Source organism: Citrobacter sp. Cpo100 (assembly GCF_030332595.1).
GTDB classification, from domain to species: Bacteria; Pseudomonadota; Gammaproteobacteria; order Enterobacterales; family Enterobacteriaceae; genus Citrobacter; species Citrobacter portucalensis.
The window spans coordinates 518,438-534,943 of sequence record NZ_JAOWHM010000031.1 but is presented as its reverse complement, the minus strand read 5'-3'; the positions used below and the strand labels follow the sequence as shown (position 1 = coordinate 534,943).

The 16,506-nt window shown below is 50.0% G+C and carries 16 protein-coding genes; 10 read left to right on the top strand and 6 right to left on the bottom strand.

Features of this window, described 5'->3' with window-relative positions; genetic code table 11:
• Positions 1-97 precede the first annotated feature (97 nt).
• From crr to cysZ, 5 genes are all read right to left on the bottom strand, one after another.
• Positions 98-607: a PTS glucose transporter subunit IIA gene (gene crr, locus OGX96_RS09425; RefSeq protein WP_000522253.1), complete on the bottom strand. Its 510-nt coding sequence runs from the start codon at positions 605-607 to the stop codon at positions 98-100.
• A 40-nt stretch (positions 608-647) separates the two neighbouring features.
• The gene (gene ptsI, locus OGX96_RS09420; protein WP_008785405.1) at positions 648-2,375 is read right to left on the bottom strand and encodes a phosphoenolpyruvate-protein phosphotransferase PtsI; all 1,728 of its coding nucleotides are present in this window, start codon (positions 2,373-2,375) and stop codon (positions 648-650) included.
• Positions 2,376-2,420: 45 nt separating this feature from the next.
• Positions 2,421-2,678 carry a phosphocarrier protein Hpr gene (gene ptsH, locus OGX96_RS09415; RefSeq protein ID WP_002913505.1) on the bottom strand — a complete coding sequence of 86 codons (258 nt, stop codon included), beginning with the start codon at positions 2,676-2,678 and terminating at the stop codon, positions 2,421-2,423.
• Between the two features lie 383 nt (positions 2,679-3,061).
• Positions 3,062-4,033: a cysteine synthase A gene (gene cysK, locus OGX96_RS09410; protein WP_003038091.1), complete on the bottom strand. Its 972-nt coding sequence runs from the start codon at positions 4,031-4,033 to the stop codon at positions 3,062-3,064.
• A gap of 163 nt (positions 4,034-4,196) precedes the next feature.
• Positions 4,197-4,958 carry a sulfate transporter CysZ gene (cysZ, locus tag OGX96_RS09405; RefSeq protein ID WP_057066948.1) on the bottom strand — a complete coding sequence of 254 codons (762 nt, stop codon included), beginning with the start codon at positions 4,956-4,958 and terminating at the stop codon, positions 4,197-4,199.
• Positions 4,959-5,188: 230 nt separating this feature from the next.
• On the opposite strand from cysZ, the gene zipA reads away from it, so the two are divergent.
• The 3 genes from zipA to OGX96_RS09390 all read left to right on the top strand — a co-directional run bounded on the left by zipA (position 5,189) and on the right by OGX96_RS09390 (position 8,509).
• A complete protein-coding gene (gene zipA, locus OGX96_RS09400; protein WP_286582829.1) occupies positions 5,189-6,202 on the top strand; it encodes a cell division protein ZipA in 1,014 nt (337 codons plus the stop codon).
• Between the two features lie 71 nt (positions 6,203-6,273).
• Positions 6,274-8,289, top strand: coding sequence for an NAD-dependent DNA ligase LigA (gene ligA, locus OGX96_RS09395; RefSeq protein ID WP_286582827.1), 2,016 nt, complete (start codon positions 6,274-6,276; stop codon positions 8,287-8,289).
• A gap of 1 nt (position 8,290) precedes the next feature.
• Positions 8,291-8,509: a DUF3820 family protein gene (locus OGX96_RS09390; protein ID WP_003038102.1), complete on the top strand. Its 219-nt coding sequence runs from the start codon at positions 8,291-8,293 to the stop codon at positions 8,507-8,509.
• On the opposite strand, the gene OGX96_RS09385 is transcribed toward OGX96_RS09390, so the two are convergent.
• Positions 8,506-9,504: a bile acid:sodium symporter family protein gene (locus OGX96_RS09385; RefSeq protein WP_286582825.1), complete on the bottom strand. Its 999-nt coding sequence runs from the start codon at positions 9,502-9,504 to the stop codon at positions 8,506-8,508. The genes OGX96_RS09390 and OGX96_RS09385 overlap by 4 nt on opposite strands.
• 89 nt (positions 9,505-9,593) lie before the next feature.
• Between OGX96_RS09385 and OGX96_RS09380 the strand changes: the two genes are divergently transcribed.
• The 7 genes from OGX96_RS09380 to OGX96_RS09350 all read left to right on the top strand — a co-directional run bounded on the left by OGX96_RS09380 (position 9,594) and on the right by OGX96_RS09350 (position 16,469).
• Positions 9,594-10,520 (top strand): LysR family transcriptional regulator, encoded by a 927-nt coding sequence (locus OGX96_RS09380; protein ID WP_003834913.1) that lies wholly within the window; start codon positions 9,594-9,596, stop codon positions 10,518-10,520.
• A 428-nt stretch (positions 10,521-10,948) separates the two neighbouring features.
• Positions 10,949-12,040 (top strand): YVTN family beta-propeller repeat protein, encoded by a 1,092-nt coding sequence (locus OGX96_RS09375; RefSeq protein ID WP_286582821.1) that lies wholly within the window; start codon positions 10,949-10,951, stop codon positions 12,038-12,040.
• 77 nt (positions 12,041-12,117) lie between these two features.
• The gene (locus OGX96_RS09370) at positions 12,118-12,513 is read left to right on the top strand and encodes a DUF302 domain-containing protein (RefSeq protein ID WP_174771266.1); all 396 of its coding nucleotides are present in this window, start codon (positions 12,118-12,120) and stop codon (positions 12,511-12,513) included.
• A gap of 230 nt (positions 12,514-12,743) precedes the next feature.
• On the top strand, positions 12,744-13,013 hold the full coding sequence (locus OGX96_RS09365; RefSeq protein ID WP_008785396.1) for a YdgH/BhsA/McbA-like domain containing protein: 270 nt from the start codon (positions 12,744-12,746) through the stop codon (positions 13,011-13,013).
• Between the two features lie 325 nt (positions 13,014-13,338).
• Positions 13,339-14,172, top strand: coding sequence for a xanthosine phosphorylase (gene xapA, locus OGX96_RS09360; RefSeq protein ID WP_286582814.1), 834 nt, complete (start codon positions 13,339-13,341; stop codon positions 14,170-14,172).
• 57 nt (positions 14,173-14,229) lie between these two features.
• Positions 14,230-15,486, top strand: coding sequence for a nucleoside permease (locus OGX96_RS09355; RefSeq protein ID WP_286582810.1), 1,257 nt, complete (start codon positions 14,230-14,232; stop codon positions 15,484-15,486).
• A gap of 98 nt (positions 15,487-15,584) precedes the next feature.
• On the top strand, positions 15,585-16,469 hold the full coding sequence (locus OGX96_RS09350; protein ID WP_032944129.1) for a LysR family transcriptional regulator: 885 nt from the start codon (positions 15,585-15,587) through the stop codon (positions 16,467-16,469).
• Positions 16,470-16,506 lie beyond the last annotated feature (37 nt).

Sequence of the window (16,506 nt, the reverse complement as noted above, 5' to 3'; positions counted from 1 at the left end):
GTAGGCCGGATAAGCGTAGCGCCATCCGGCAGGGTTTTGATATCCATCAGATAAAAAAAATGGCGCCTGATGGCGCCATCTTTCTCTGCAAAAAGAATTACTTCTTGATGCGGATAACCGGAGTCTCACCCACTGTCACGCTACCGGACAGTTTGATCAGCTCTTTGATTTCGTCCATGTTGGAGATAACAACCGGAGTCAGGGTAGACTTGGCTTTTTCTTCCAGCAGCGGCAGATCGAATTCAATAACCGGGTCGCCCACTTTCACGCGCTGACCTTCTTCAGCGATGCGTTTGAAGCCTTCGCCTTTCAGTTCAACGGTATCAATACCGAAGTGAACAAACAGCTCAATGCCGCTGTCGGATTCGATAGAGAAAGCGTGGTTGGTTTCAAAGATTTTGCCGATGGTGCCATCAACAGGAGCAACCATTTTGTTACCGGTTGGTTTGATAGCAATGCCATCACCAACGATTTTTTCAGCAAAAACTACATCCGGCACGTCTTCGATGTTGACGATCTCGCCAGAGAGCGGAGCAACGATCTCAATAGTTCCGGTGTCTTTCTTATCATCAGAAACCAGAGATTTCAGTTTATCGAACAAACCCATGATCTTCTCCTAAGCAGTAAATTGGGCCGCATCTCGTGGATTAGCAGATTGTTTTTTCTTCAATGAACTTGTTAACCAGCGTCATTAACTCGTCCGTTGTCGGTTGAGCAAGAGCCTGCTCTGCTAACACCTTCGCATCTTCGAAGTTCGTGTTACGGATAATCTTCTTAATGCGCGGGATAGAAATGGCGCTCATAGAGAATTCGTCCAGACCCATCCCCAGCAACAGAAGTGTAGCACGTTCGTCGCCTGCAAGCTCACCACACATGCCAGTCCATTTGCCTTCAGCATGAGAAGCATCAATAACTTGCTTGATCAGCGTCAGCACAGATGGCGACATCGGTTGGTAAAGGTGTGAAATCATATCATTACCACGGTCAACTGCCAGGGTGTACTGCGTTAAATCATTGGTGCCGATACTAAAGAAATCAACTTCTTTGGCTAAATGACGCGCAATTGTTGCCGCAGCTGGTGTTTCCACCATCACGCCAATCTCAATGCTTTCGTCAAATGCTTTACCTTCGTCGCGCAGTTCCTGTTTGTAGATTTCGATCTCTTTGCGCAGTGCACGCACTTCTTCAACAGAGATGATCATTGGGAACATGATGCGCAGTTTGCCGAAAGCAGAGGCGCGCAGAATAGCGCGAACCTGGTCACGCAGGATCTCTTTACGATCCATGGCGATACGCACAGCTCGCCAGCCCAGGAACGGGTTCTCTTCTTTCGGGAAGTTCATGTACGGCAGTTCTTTATCACCGCCGATGTCCATGGTACGGACGATGACCGCCTGAGAGCCACAGGCTTCAGCAACGGCTTTATACGCAGCAAACTGTTCTTCTTCAGTTGGCAGCGATTCACGGTCCATGAACAGGAATTCGGTGCGGTACAGACCCACACCTTCAGCGCCGTTACGCTCGGCGCCTTCAACGTCACGAACGGTACCGATGTTGGCGCAAACTTCAACCTGATGTCCGTCCAGCGTGATAGCCGGCAGATCTTTCAGCTTAGCGAGTTCCGCTTTCTCGGTTGCAACCTGCTCCTGAACGGCACGCAGTTGCTCAATAACGTCGTTGGTCGGATTGACGTAAACCTGATTGTTTACGGCATCCAGAATCAGATAGTCGTCGTTTTTCACCTGAGAGGTGACGCTACCCGTACCTACGATGGCAGGCAGTTCCAGAGAACGCGCCATGATAGAGGTATGAGAGGTACGTCCGCCCGCGTCAGTGATGAAACCCAGCACCTTGTTCAGGTTCAGCTGTGCGGTTTCTGACGGGGTCAGGTCTGCGGCAACCAGGATAACTTCGTCCTGGATAGCGCTCAGATCAATAATTGCCAGACCCAGAATGTTACGCAGCAGGCGTTTACCGATGTCACGTACGTCAGCCGCACGTTCTTTCAGGTATTCATCATCCAGCTCTTCCAGGGCTGTGGCCTGACCTTCGATAACTTCATGCGCAGCTGCATCAGCCGTCATGTGCTTATCTTTAATCAGGGCTATGATTTCCTGCTCCAGCTCCTCATCTTCGAGCAGCATGATATGCCCTTCAAAGATGGCTTCTTTTTCTTCACCGAACGTTTCACCAGCTTTGGTTTTGATCGCTTCCAGTTGCGCAGATGCCTTGGCACGACCGCTCAGAAAACGTTCAACTTCCTGATCAACCTTGTCGGCAGAAATTTTTTTCCGGTCAATGACGATCTCGTCTTCTTTCAGCAGCAATGCTTTACCGAAAGCGATACCCGGGGATGCTAAAATGCCTGAAATCATAACCCTACCTTACTTGTGACTGATATTTAAAAGAACTCGTTGAACTTACTCGAGTTCAGCCATCAGTTTAACCAGATGCTCAACTGCTTTCTGCTCGTCTTCACCTTCTGCGGACAGGGTGACAACGGTACCCTGAGTCAGGCCCAGAGTCTGCAGTTTAAACAGGCTTTTGGCGCTAGCGCTTTTGCCGTTGGAAGTCACAGTAATTTCAGAAGTAAAGCCTTTTGCTTCTTTAACAAACTGAGCAGCAGGGCGAGTATGCAGACCGTTCGGAGCGGTAATGGTAACTTCTTGCTGGAACATTATATTTCCCCAACTTATAGGTTTAGTGTTGTGGAACTAAAGTCTAGCCTGGCGGCTCAACTTTAGCCTGTATTGTTAGCATCGGCGTAAACTGGACGCGACACAAAAGGAGTTCGGTGCAATCCGTTGCTGGCAACTTCTTGCCGCTGACGTTTCGTTCGTCATTAAACATTATGCCGCGAAAGGAAGAGTTGAACCAAATCATAAAATCGATTCAGCTAGCGCTTTTCCTGTAACGATTAATTTCGCGCATCAAAATAATTAGTTTGGTTAAATACCAGTTCCGGCGGGCTGAATCAATGCCAGGCGAGTTGAAACTTTGAAGCAGGCCACAAAAAAGCACCCAAAAGGGTGCTTTTTTACGCGTTTTTAACATGCTGGCACTACTGTTGCAGTTCTTTCTCTGTAAAGAGATCGGCAAACAGTGCAGTGCTCAGATAACGCTCACCCGATGACGGTAGAATAACCACTATATTCTTATTGGTAAAGGTTTCATCTTCCTGGAGCTTAAGCGCGGCAGCAACCGCAGCACCGGAAGAGATCCCAGCCAGAATACCTTCTTCTTCCATCAGACGACGCGCAGTAGAAATAGCTTCATCATTAGTGATGGCAACGACTTTATCGATAAGCTTCAGATCAAGGTTACCCGGAATGAAGCCTGCGCCAATACCCTGAATTTTATGCGGGCCTGGTTTGAGTTCTTCACCAGCCAGCGCCTGGGCGATAACCGGGGAGTCGGTAGGTTCAACCGCGACGGTGATCAGATCGGTTTTGCCTTTAGTGCCTTTAATGTAACGGGTCACACCAGTCAACGTACCGCCGGTACCGACGCCGGAAATAAAGACATCAACCTGGCCATCGGTATCTTCCCAGATTTCCGGGCCGGTGGTTTTTTCGTGGATTTCCGGGTTTGCCGGGTTGCTGAACTGCTGCAGCAGCAGGAATTTTTCCGGATCGCTGGCCACAATTTCTTCCGCTTTCTGAATCGCGCCCTTCATACCTTTTGCGCCTTCGGTCAGCACCAGGTTCGCGCCCAGCGCTTTTAAGAGCTTGCGGCGCTCAATGCTCATGGTTTCAGGCATGGTCAGAGTCAGTTTGTAGCCGCGAGCTGCGGCAACGTAGGCCAGCGCAATCCCTGTGTTGCCGCTGGTTGGTTCGACCAGCTCTACACCCGGTTTCAGTACACCACGTTTTTCGGCATCCCAAATCATGTTGGCACCGATACGGCATTTGACGCTAAAGCTTGGGTTGCGTGATTCCACCTTCGCCAGAATGCGTCCGTTACCGATACGGTTCAGTCGAACCAGCGGCGTATGACCGATAGTCAGCGAGTTGTCTTCAAAAATCTTACTCATGGCCTGTCCTTAACTGTATGAAATTGGGATACCGCTTCAGCATACCTGTTGAGAAAGTATGGGGAAGTAAGGAATTCGTATATCTATATGCCACCAGGAAATAATGCGTTGCAGTATGGAATAAGAGCGGGCATAAGCCAGCCCGCTTTTACACATTTTTGCATTACTTCCATAACGCGTGCTTAGCACGATAGCAGTCTACCCACATCGCCGTGGCACCACAAACCGCGACCGGCATGATGAACAGATTGAGCACCGGAATCATGGTGAACAGGCTGGTCAATGCGCCAAATTGCATATTGGTGACCTTGCGTGTGCGCAGCGCGACGCGCATCTCCTTAAAAGGCACCTTATGGTTATCAAACGGATAATCGCAGTACTGAATGGCCAGCATCCACGCGCTGAACAGGAACCACAGCACCGGGGCGACGGTCTGCCCAATACCCGGAATGAAATAGAGGATCAGCAACACGACGGCGCGCGGGAGATACCACGCCAGCTTTTGCCATTCACGTTTCATAATACGGGGAACATCTTTCATTATGCCGAGAACGCCGGTGTCAGGCGGTGTTGCGCCCGTTAAGCGCGCTTCCAGTTGTTCAGCCAGCAGACCGTTAAACGGCGCTGCAATCCAGTTGGCTATGGTGGAAAACAGGTAGCCGAACACCAGTAGTACGGAGATAGTGACAATCGGCCACAGCAAGTAGCTGAGCCACTGAAGCCAGTCAGGGACGTGACTCATCAGCGCAGGGATCCAGCTATCGAGTTGTGTGAATAGCCACCAGAATGCGCCGCCCATCAGCAGGATATTCACCAGCAAAGGCAGGATGACAAAGCGACGAATGCCCGGTTGGGTGATGAGCTTCCATCCCTGTGAAAAGTAATAAAGGCCGCTGCGAGGTACGACTGCAGATGATGAAACCATGGTCAGGACATACTCCTTGTTATATAAGCTCTGGTAAACTTTGCGTATCTTACCGGGTTGTTGAGCGTTAAGCTGTTCAGAAATGTTCGAAAAAACAGCAAAAAGCACAATTTTGTTCATCTTTATGCCGTGAAAGCCAAGAGTGCACTTGCACTTGGCGTAATCGACAAATACTCTTAGTGAGTAAATGTTTGCCGTGGTGGCAAGGTGTTAGAACAACAGAGAATATAATGATGCAGGATTTGCGTCTGATATTAATCATTGTTGGCGCGATCGCCATAATCGCTTTACTGGTACATGGTTTTTGGACTAGCCGTAAAGAGCGGTCTTCTATATTCCGCGATCGCCCACTGAAACGCATGAAGTCTAAACGTGAAGACGAGGATTCGTTCGACGACAACGTCGAGGAAGACGAAGGCGTGGGCGAAGTTCGCGTTCATCGTGTGAATCATGCTCCCGGTAACGCGCAGGAACATGGTGTTCCTCCTCAGTCGCCGCAACACCAGTACCAGCCGCCTTATGCGTCTGCTCAGCCGCGTCAATCCGCGCCGCAGCCTGCACAAGCGCCGGTACCGCCGCCGCATGCTCAGCAGCAGCCGCAGCCCGTGCAACCGCAGCAGCCGGTGCAACATCAGCCTGTTCAGCAACAACCTGTGCAGCAGCCGATGCAGCATCAGCCCGTTGCTCTGCAGGTTCAGCAGCCCGTGCAGCAAGCACCGCAACCTGCACCGCAGGCTTTCCAGCCCGCAGAGCCTGCCGTTGAACATCAACCGCAGCCTGAGCCAGTAGTTGAAGAAGCGCCTGTTGCTGAAAAACCGCAGCGTAAAGAAGCGGTCATTATTATGAACGTTGCGGCGCATCACGGTAGTGAGCTCAACGGTGAAGTGCTGCTCAACAGCATTCAGCAAGCCGGTTTTAAATTTGGCGATATGAATATTTTCCATCGTCATTTGAGCCCGGATGGCAGCGGTCCTTCGCTGTTCAGCCTTGCCAATATGGTTAACCCAGGAACGTTTGACCCCGAAATGACGGGTGATTTCAGCACCCCTGGCGTGACTATTTTTATGCAGGTTCCGTCCTACGGTGACGAGCTGCAAAACTTTAAGCTGATGCTGCAGTCCGCACAGCACATTGCCGATGAAGTGGGTGGTGTGGTGCTCGACGATCAACGTCGCATGATGACGCCGCAGAAACTGCGCGAGTATCAGGACCGCATCCGCGAAGTTAAAGAATCTCACGCCTGATTTTCCTCTGGCGTGACATATCCTTGCTAAACCCCCGCCTGTCGGGGGTTTTTTATCATTGATGGTGCGATATGGAATCAATCGAACAACAACTGACAGAACTGCGAACCACGCTTCGCCATCATGAGTATCTCTACCATGTGATGGATGCGCCGGAAATTCCCGATGCGGAATACGATCGCCTGATGCGTGAACTGCGCGAGCTGGAAGCGCAGCATCCGGAACTTATCACCCCCGACTCGCCAACCCAACGTGTTGGCGCCGCCCCGTTAGCAGCGTTCAGCCAGATTCGCCATGAAGTGCCAATGCTGTCGCTGGATAACGTGTTTGATGAAGAGAGTTTTCTCGCCTTCAACAAGCGCGTGCAGGACAGACTGAAGAGTACGGATAAACTAACCTGGTGCTGCGAACTGAAGCTGGACGGGCTGGCGGTCAGTATCCTGTATGAAAACGGTGTGCTGGTCAGTGCCGCAACGCGTGGTGATGGTACTACGGGTGAGGATATTACCTCGAACGTGCGCACCATCCGTGCGATCCCGTTAAAACTGCGTGGCGATAACATTCCGACGCGTCTGGAAGTGCGCGGTGAAGTGTTCCTGCCGCAGGCCGGATTTGAAAAAATTAACGAAGAGGCCCGCCGCACTGGCAACAAAGTGTTTGCTAACCCGCGTAACGCAGCGGCCGGGTCATTGCGCCAGCTCGATCCGCGTATTACAGCGAAGCGACCGCTTACTTTCTTCTGCTATGGCGTTGGTGTGCTGGAAGGTGGTGTGTTGCCTGATACCCACCTGGGCCGTCTACTGCAATTTAAAGAGTGGGGATTGCCGGTGAGCGACAGAGTTACACTTTGCGACTCTCCGGAGGAAGTACTTGCTTACTATCACAAGGTTGAAGAAGACCGACCGACGCTGGGATTCGATATCGACGGTGTGGTGATCAAAGTCAACTCCATGGTATTGCAAGAGCAACTGGGTTTTGTTGCCCGCGCGCCGCGCTGGGCGGTGGCCTTTAAGTTCCCGGCGCAAGAGCAGATGACCTTCGTACGTGATGTTGAGTTTCAGGTTGGACGCACCGGGGCGATTACGCCTGTCGCTCGCCTTGAGCCAGTTCAGGTTGCCGGGGTGTTGGTCAGTAACGCCACCTTGCACAATGCGGATGAAATTGAGCGTCTTGGTTTGCGTATTGGCGATAAAGTCGTCATTCGCCGTGCGGGCGATGTCATCCCGCAGGTAGTAAACGTCGTGCTTTCCGAGCGCCCGGACGATACGCGTGAAATTGAGTTTCCCACCCACTGTCCGGTATGCAACTCAGACGTTGAGCGTGTGGAAGGCGAAGCGGTTACTCGCTGTACCGGTGGTTTAATCTGCGGAGCGCAGCGTAAGGAATCGCTGAAACACTTCGTTTCCCGCCGCGCGCTGGACGTTGACGGCATGGGCGACAAAATTATCGATCAACTGGTCGAGAAGGAGTATGTCCACACGCCAGCGGATCTCTTCACACTGACCGCAGGTAAGCTGACCGGTCTTGATCGTATGGGGCCGAAATCGGCTCAAAACGTGGTGAATGCGCTGGAAAAAGCGAAAGAAACGACGTTTGCCCGTTTCCTCTACGCGCTGGGCATTCGTGAAGTCGGCGAGGCCACAGCCGCTGGTCTGGCGGCGTATTTCGGCACGCTTGAAGCGCTGGAAGCGGCCTCTATTGACGAGCTGCAAAAAGTGCCGGATGTCGGCATTGTGGTGGCGACGCACGTGTTTAATTTCTTTGCCGAAGAGAGCAACCGCGAGGTGATAGGCCAGTTACTGGCGCAGGGCATTCACTGGCCTGCGCCGGTGGTCATCAACGCTGACGAAATCGACAGCCCCTTCGCGGGCAAAACGGTGGTGCTGACCGGAAGCTTGAGCCTGATGTCGCGTGATGACGCCAAAGCACGGTTGACCGAACTGGGCGCGAAAGTAGCCGGTAGCGTGTCGAAGAAAACCGATCTGGTTATTGCCGGCGAAGCGGCGGGTTCGAAACTGGCAAAAGCGCAGGAACTGGGTATTACCGTGATTGATGAAGCTGAAATGATCCGCTTACTGGGTGCCTGAGATGGAAAAAGAGCAGCTGGTTGAAATCGCCAATACCGTGATGCCCTTTGGCAAATATAAAGGGCGTCGGCTGATTGATGTACCGGAAGAGTATCTGCTGTGGTTTGCCCGTAAAGATGAATTCCCGCCGGGCAAGCTCGGCGAGCTGATGCAAATCACGCTGCTGATTAAAACTGAAGGGCTGACGCAACTGGTGCAGCCCCTGAAACGCCCGCTCTAAGCCTTTGCGGCGTGGCTTTTCTGCTGCGCCTGCAATGCGTCCGTTTGTTGCTTGTAGCGACGTGCCAGCACGGCACACACCATCAGCTGAATTTGATGGAAGATCATCAACGGCAGCACCATCATTCCTATCACTGACGTCGGGAACAGAATATTTGCCATTGGGATCCCATTCGCCAGGCTCTTTTTCGATCCACAAAAGACAATGGTGATCTCATCGGCTTTGTTGAAGCCGCATTTCCGCGCAACAAAGACGTTGATGCCAATCACGATTGCCAGCAATACGATGCTGACCACCACGATAAACAGCAGTGAGCCAATCCCCACTTTGTGCCAGATCCCGTTAACCACGGCTTCACTGAAGGCGGAGTACACCACCAGCAAGATGGAGGATTGGTCCGTTTTGGCGATCCATTTTTTATGTCGGGATACCCAGTTACCAATCCACGGACGTGAAAGATGTCCCAGTACGAACGGCAGCAACAGTTGCAGCATGATTTTCCCCACCTGCTCCAGACTGCCTTCTGCGCCGTGCATATTCATTACCAGGCCAACCAGCAATGGCGAGAGAAAAATACCCAGCAGGCTGGAGGCCGAAGCGGAACACACGGCGGCAGCAACGTTACCCCCCGCCAGCGACGTAAAAGCGATTGCCGACTGCACCGTGGCTGGCAAAATACACAGGTACAGGAAACCGGTGTACAGCATCGGGTCAACATTTACCGGTGCCCACCAGGCGAACAGAACGCCCAGTACCGGGAAAATAACAAACGTGCTGCACATCACCCACAGATGTAAACGCCAGTGACTACCGCCGGCAATAATGGCTTCACGCGAAAGCTTCGCCCCGTGCATAAAAAACAGTAGGGCAATGGCAGCGGTGGTTAAGCCTTCAAAGAAGGGTACAAAGCCACCCTCGGCCGGGAAAAAGGACGCCAGTAAAACGACCGTAATCAACGTTATCGTGAACGGATCAAGGATACGAAAAAGTTTCATAAAAGCTCCTGAAATTCGGTAGGAACATTTTGCGTTTTTCTGTTTGAGAAATAAAATTGATTTATTGCATCCATATATGAATCGAATAGATGAATTACTCTCTGCGTCAGCTCCGTATTTTTGTTACCGTCGCTCAGGCCAAAAGCTTTAGCCGGGCGGGGGATATCATTGGCTTAAGCCAGTCTGCGGTCAGCCACAGCGTTAAAGAGCTGGAAGGGCAGACGGGTGTGCGGTTGTTAGATAGAACAACGCGGGAAGTGGTGCTGACAGAAGCAGGGCACCAGTTGGCGGCGCGGCTGGAACGTATTCTGGATGAACTGCACAGCACGCTGCGCGAAGCAGGCCAGGTGGGAACGCAGTTAACCGGAACGGTGCGCGTTGCCGCCAGCCAGACAATATCTGCTCACCTTATTCCACAGTGTATTGCCCAGAGTAATCAGCTTTATCCAGCAATCGATTTTGTGCTGCACGATCGTCCGCAACAGTGGGTGCTGGAGAGTATTCGTCAGGGCGAGGTGGATTTTGGCATTGTGATAGATCCAGGTGCTGTGACCGATCTACAGTGTGAAGCGGTGTTATCCGAACCGTTCCTGCTGTTGTGTCGAGAGGATCATCCGCTAGCCCAACGCGAATGGGTAAATTGGCAGGATTTATATCATGAGCGCCTGGTATTACAGGATTACGCTTCCGGCAGTCGACCGTTGATCGATGCGGCACTGGCTCACTTTTCCATTGAGGCCAATATCGTTCAGGAGATAGGTCACCCTGCCACGCTTTTCCCGATGGTTGAGGCGGGGATTGGTATCAGCGTGCTGCCTGCGCTGGCGCTTCCTCTGCCACAGGGCAGCCATTTGCAGGTTAAACGCCTGACGCCGGTTGTGGAACGACAATTGATGCTGGCACGACGTAAAAATCGTTCTTTATCGACTGCGGCTCAGGCGCTGTGGGACGTAGTACGGATGCAGGCCAGTGAATTAACCGCCGGTCGGGCACGGGATCCTTTGTACCAGCTTTAACGATATGGCTGGTGTTTGTCATGTCGTTAAGTTTGGCTTTCAGTATCGATGAACTGATCGTTAACTTTTATATTTTTACCCGGCACCGGACTACCTCTTTATATTTATAACTTCTCCTGCGATATTCTTAGGCAATTGCTCAGCTTGCGGATTTGTAAGGCTATTTTAAATTATTACTTTTTTTCTTGACCTTCCACTTGCTGGAAGGTTGATACTCTTTATACGCAAGTACGGATAGCAGTATCTAATACAATGATGTATGGCGATTGATTAATGAAATGACTAAGCAATTTATACAGTAACTCGTTATAGGTAGAATTAACACGATCCCGATGGAGTAATATTAGTGAAATGTTAAATAATCCTACAATAGCTGGTTGCTGAAACTAATCCGGTAAATATATTTAACTAATGGGGTATTGGCGGCGATGATAAGCAAAAATAAAATTTTAATTGCAATGCAAATTAGTATGCTGGCATGGTCTGGTTATACGTTTGCAGCAGACAGAGTGTATGTAGCAAATGAAGGTGCAGATTCAGTTAATGTACTTGATGCTGCGTCTTTAAAGACTGTAGATAAAGTACATGTTGGTAAAATGCCGCATAACGTTCAGGTGTCACCAGACAATAAAACAGTTTGGGTAACCAACCTTGGTGCTAACGGGACACATTCATCAGGCTCTGAACATATGGATATGAGTAAAGATGCCCATTCTGAGAAAATGGATATGGGCAAAGATTCTCATGCAGGCAAAAAGGAACATGGCGAAGTTTGGGTTATTAATGCGGAAAATGATACGGTTATTGCAAAACTTCCGGTTGGCGCACATCCTGCGCATGTTGTCGTCACCCCTGATGGGAAAATGGCGTATATCTCAAATAGTGCAGATAACACCATCAGCGTGATTGATGCAGAACATTTGAAAAATTTAACGACAATTAATGTAGGTAAATTCCCTCATGGCCTCAGAGTGAGTCCTGACGGTAAAGAAGTTTATATCGCGAATATGAAAGGGGGCTCGGTATCCGTTGTCGATACAGCCAGTAATAAAGAAGTCGCGCAGATCCCATTAGGTAAAATGCCAGCCCAGGTAGGTTTCTCACCGGACGGAAAACGGGTGTTTGTTTCCCTGTCTGGTGAAGACGCTGTAGCGGTGATTGATACAGCAACGCGTAAAGTTGTGAAGAAAATTAATGTCGGTACCGTACCAATCCAGCTGTTTGGCACTCCGGATGGTAAAAGCATGCTGGTAACCAATCAGGGCTCGAAGAGCAAGCCGGGTAACACAATAAACATGATTGATATCGCAAGCCTTACGGTAGCGAAAACCATCACCACTGGCAATGGGGCCCATGGCGTAGTTGTTGATAAAAATGGCAAATATGCTTACGTAACTAACTCATTTGCAAACTCTGTTTCGATGATTGACATTAATGAGCGTAAGGTAGTGAACACGCTCCCGGTAGACAACAACCCAAATGGTATCAGCTGGGGCTCTGTCGAAGTGACGCCTAAATAACTGTGCTAGTTATTATCAATACCCGTCATTCGCTGGCGGGTATTTTCATGAATATTCTATAAATAAAGGAACGATAGATGAGAAAGCCGGAGCGGACAAAAACGCTGCCTAGTAAGTTCAATTTTGATGATACTGTAAATAGACTCGTCAGCGTATTGAATGCTAAAAATATTCGTATTTTTGTGCAGGTTGATCAACAGCAAGCGGCAACGGAAGTAGGTCTTGCTCTGCGACCGACGATGTTATTTCTGTTTGGTAACCCAAAGGGTGGTACTCCTGCCATGCAAGCAAATCCTCATGCGGCAATAGAGTTACCCCTACGGGTGGTTATTTGGCAGGATGATAATGGTGATACCCATATAGATTATCAGGATGCAAGTACTGTTCTGGAGTTTGATTATGGTGTTGCACATAATATTGTTGCTCCAGTTAGCATCCTGGCAACCCTTCTTAACGAAGTGGCCGGTAATTAATTGCAAATAACACTAAATGCCTCGTGGATATTTAGTGTTATTTTTCTGCGTTTATTATGCAAGTATTTAACCCGCTATAATAAACCTATTGAACAATACATATGATGTTCATTACTCTTCAATGTTTGTCAATTCGTCTATTTTATAAATAGAAGAGTTTTTGTTTGCAATATTATGTGAAGAGTATATCTTGACGCTCAAATATTAATATGAAAGTTATGAGGATAGTTATGAAAAAGACATTAGTCACATCATTGGCCGCTTCTTTGTGTTTTCTCAGTCTGTCTGCCTTTGCTGCTACAGAAATCTCGCAACAAGAAGCCAATAGTTTAAAGCATGTCAAGTCAATCACCGTAACGGAAAATACGGTGAATCAATGTATGCACAAAATTTCGAAAATGGCAGATAAAGAAGGTGCTGATTTCTTTGTTATTAAGAACTTCTCTTCTATAGGCAATGGTTCTCAGGCTGTAGTGACCAGCGAACTCTATAAGAAGTAAACAGCTGTTTCCCCCGTTTTAATTATTGATTAGCGAAAGTGCGTTGTTGTACCTGCTTTCGCTTATTAATAATCAACAAATGTTTGTCAGTCATTTGCAAGGCGGGCTTTGTCAGCCCACTCGTCTGACGAATTCCTGATGTGTTGGTACTCCTTGCCATTTCTGGCAGAAAAAAAATGTGAGTTCAGGCCGATTTAGCACATGCCATCTATACCGATTTACTATCGGTTATCGGGATAAACGGTATTGGTAATCGATTGCGTAGTCTCGCTATAACAATGCGGTACGCTACGTTATTTCGATTACTCAGTATTAAGGACATCTCATGAGCCACTCTCTTTTCTCGCAAAATCCCTGGTATAGCGCTGATATCATTCGTGGTTACAAACCGGATTTTACGCCGCGCGTAGCCTTTATCCTCGGCTCAGGCCTGGGGGCGTTGGCGGATCAAATTGAGGATGCGGTTGCCATCTCTTACGAGAAACTACTAGGGTTCCCGGTGAGTACCGTACACGGTCATGCTGGTGAACTGGTGTTGGGAAATCTGGCGGGAATTCCGGTGGCCTGTATGAAAGGACGTGGACATTTCTATGAAGGTCGCGGTATGACGGTGATGACGGATGCCATTCGTACGCTGAAGCTGCTGGGCTGTGAGCTGCTGTTTTGCACCAATGCTGCAGGCTCTTTGCGTCCCGAAGTCGGACCGGGTAGCCTCGTTGCGCTTAGCGATCACATCAATACGATGCCGGGTACGCCGATGGTAGGGCCAAACGATGAGCGTTTTGGCGAGCGATTCTTTTCACTGGCGAATGCCTATGATGCTGACTACCGCGCGATCCTGCAAACTGTTGCCGCTGAGGAAGGATTCCCGCTGAGTGAAGGGGTTTTTGTCTCTTATCCGGGGCCGAACTTTGAAACCGCGGCAGAAATCCGCATGATGCAAATTATCGGTGGTGACGTGGTGGGGATGTCGGTGGTGCCTGAAGTTATCTCTGCGCGCCACTGCGGTTTGAAAGTGGTTGCGGTGGCGGCCATCACCAACCTGGCGGAAGGTCTGGGTGATGTTAAATTATCTCACGCGCAGACGCTGGCTGCGGCGGAACTCTCCCGGCAGAATTTCATCAATTTGATCTGCGGATTCTTGCGCAAACTGGCCTGAATAACTAAAAAATGACCCCGCTTGCGGGGTCTTACTTTATGGCAAGGTAACGGAAAAATGGGTATCGCATCTCGCTTAAAGCTCATGTCGTTTTTGCAATATTTCATCTGGGGAAGCTGGTTGGTAACCCTGGGTTCCTACATGATTAATACCCTGGATTTTACCGGCGCGAACGTCGGTATGATTTACAGTTCGAAAGGGCTGGCGGCGATTATCATGCCGGGCATTATGGGCATCATTGCCGATAAATGGCTACGCGCCGAGCGCGCCTATATGCTTTGTCATCTGGTGTGTGCGGGCGTGTTGCTATATGCCACAACCGTTACCGATCCGCAGACCATGTTTTGGGTGATGCTGGTTAACGCAATGGCGTATATGCCGACGATTGCGTTATCGAATAGCGTCTCATACTCGTGCCTGGCGCAATCAGGTCAGGATCCGGTCACCGCGTTCCCGCCAATTCGTGTATTTGGCACCATTGGGTTTATTGTGGCGATGTGGACTGTCAGCTTGATGGGACTGGAACTGAGCAGCGCGCAGTTGTATATCGCTTCAGGCGCATCGCTGCTGCTGGCTCTGTATGCGCTTACGTTGCCGAAAATTCCGGTTGCTGAGAAGAAAGCAAACACCACGCTTGCCAGCAAGCTCGGTCTGGACGCCTTTGTCCTGTTTAAAAAAACGCAGATGGCAATCTTCTTTTTGTTTGCGATGATGCTGGGGGCGGTGTTGCAAATCACCAACGTCTTTGGCAATCCGTTCCTGCATGATTTTGCCCGTAACCCGGAATTTGCCGACAGCTTTGTGGTGAAGTACCCCTCCATATTGCTTTCCGTTTCACAGATGGCGGAGGTGGGCTTTATTCTCACTATTCCGTACTTCCTTAAACGCTTTGGCATTAAAACGGTGATGCTGATGAGCATGCTGGCATGGACGCTGCGCTTTGGCTTCTTTGCCTTTGGCGATCCGTCGCCGTTTGGTTTTGTGCTGCTGCTGATGTCGATGATCGTCTACGGCTGTGCGTTTGATTTCTTCAATATCTCGGGATCGGTATTTGTCGAGCAGGAGGTTAGCTCTAACATTCGCGCCAGCGCGCAGGGGCTGTTTATGACGATGGTAAACGGCGTTGGCGCGTGGGTGGGATCAATTCTGAGTGGTATGGCGGTGGACTATTTTTCTGTCGATGGCGTCAAGGATTGGCAAACTATCTGGCTGGTGTTTGCCGCGTATGCGCTGGCTCTGGCGGTTATCTTTGCATTGTTCTTTAAATACAGGCATGAGCCTGAACGACTGGCACAGAAAGCACCGGCACATTAATACTCCATTGGCGGCGGGTTCTGATACCCGCCGTTTCATTTTCTGCGAGGCAATGTGGTAACTTTGCGCATTATCCTTATTTCAGGAACGCATTATCCATGGAACGCACGCACCGCATCGATCTGAAGTTACTGCGTTATTTTCTTGCTGTCGCAGAAGAACTGCATTTTGGACGTGCTGCTGCTCGCCTGAATATGTCGCAACCGCCGCTCAGTACCCATATTAAAGAGCTGGAGCAACAGCTCGGCACTTTGCTATTTATCCGTCATTCCCGCAGCGTAGCGTTAACTCACGCGGGAAAGATATTGATGGAAGAGTCGCGCCGACTGTTATCCAGTGCTAATCAGGCGCTGGCGAGAGTGGAGCAAATTGGTCGTGGTGAGGCAGGGCGAATTGAGCTTGGCGTTATCGGTACAGCGATGTGGGGAAAAATGCGTCCGGTGATGCGGCGTTTTATGAAGGATAATCCCAATGTTGAGGTGCTGTTTCGCGAGAACATGCCCGCGATGCAGATGACGATGCTGGAACGGCGTGAACTGGATGCGGGAATTTGGCGGATGGCTACGGAGCTTTCTCCCGGGTTTACCAGTTTGCGTTTACATGAGTCCTCTTTTCTGGTTGCCATGCCGGAAGAACATCCTCTTACTGCCTGTGAGTCCATACCGCTGGAGGCGTTGAGAAATGAATATTTTGTCACAATGCCTTCCATTCATACTGACTGGGCATTTTTGCAGCGAGTTTGCCTGAGTGCTGGATTTTCCCCGATGATTATTCGTGAGGTGAGGGAGCCGCAAACGGTGCTGGCGATGATCAGCATGGGGATTGGTATTACGTTAATTGCTGACAGCTATGCGCAGATGAGTTGGCCTGGCGTGGTATTTCGACCGTTAGAGGAACGTATTCCGGCGGATTTGTATATTGTGTATGACCAACTGCAGGCGACACCCGCGCTGGAGAAACTGGTAGCGGCATTGACGATGTGATGTCTGTGCCGGATGGCGACTGACGTCTTATCCGGCC

Coding starts and splice junctions, on each gene's coding strand:
- xapA (WP_286582814.1), top strand. CDS start 13,339: ATGAGCCACTCTCTTTTCTCGCAAAATCCCTGGTATAGCGCTGATATC.
- OGX96_RS09385 (WP_286582825.1), bottom strand. CDS start 9,504: ATGAAACTTTTTCGTATCCTTGATCCGTTCACGATAACGTTGATTACG.
- crr (WP_000522253.1), bottom strand. CDS start 607: ATGGGTTTGTTCGATAAACTGAAATCTCTGGTTTCTGATGATAAGAAA.
- cysK (WP_003038091.1), bottom strand. CDS start 4,033: ATGAGTAAGATTTTTGAAGACAACTCGCTGACTATCGGTCATACGCCG.
- zipA (WP_286582829.1), top strand. CDS start 5,189: ATGATGCAGGATTTGCGTCTGATATTAATCATTGTTGGCGCGATCGCC.
- OGX96_RS09375 (WP_286582821.1), top strand. CDS start 10,949: ATGATAAGCAAAAATAAAATTTTAATTGCAATGCAAATTAGTATGCTG.
- ptsH (WP_002913505.1), bottom strand. CDS start 2,678: ATGTTCCAGCAAGAAGTTACCATTACCGCTCCGAACGGTCTGCATACT.
- OGX96_RS09380 (WP_003834913.1), top strand. CDS start 9,594: ATGAATTACTCTCTGCGTCAGCTCCGTATTTTTGTTACCGTCGCTCAG.
- ligA (WP_286582827.1), top strand. CDS start 6,274: ATGGAATCAATCGAACAACAACTGACAGAACTGCGAACCACGCTTCGC.
- OGX96_RS09355 (WP_286582810.1), top strand. CDS start 14,230: ATGGGTATCGCATCTCGCTTAAAGCTCATGTCGTTTTTGCAATATTTC.
- OGX96_RS09365 (WP_008785396.1), top strand. CDS start 12,744: ATGAAAAAGACATTAGTCACATCATTGGCCGCTTCTTTGTGTTTTCTC.
- OGX96_RS09350 (WP_032944129.1), top strand. CDS start 15,585: ATGGAACGCACGCACCGCATCGATCTGAAGTTACTGCGTTATTTTCTT.
- OGX96_RS09390 (WP_003038102.1), top strand. CDS start 8,291: ATGGAAAAAGAGCAGCTGGTTGAAATCGCCAATACCGTGATGCCCTTT.
- OGX96_RS09370 (WP_174771266.1), top strand. CDS start 12,118: ATGAGAAAGCCGGAGCGGACAAAAACGCTGCCTAGTAAGTTCAATTTT.
- cysZ (WP_057066948.1), bottom strand. CDS start 4,958: ATGGTTTCATCATCTGCAGTCGTACCTCGCAGCGGCCTTTATTACTTT.
- ptsI (WP_008785405.1), bottom strand. CDS start 2,375: ATGATTTCAGGCATTTTAGCATCCCCGGGTATCGCTTTCGGTAAAGCA.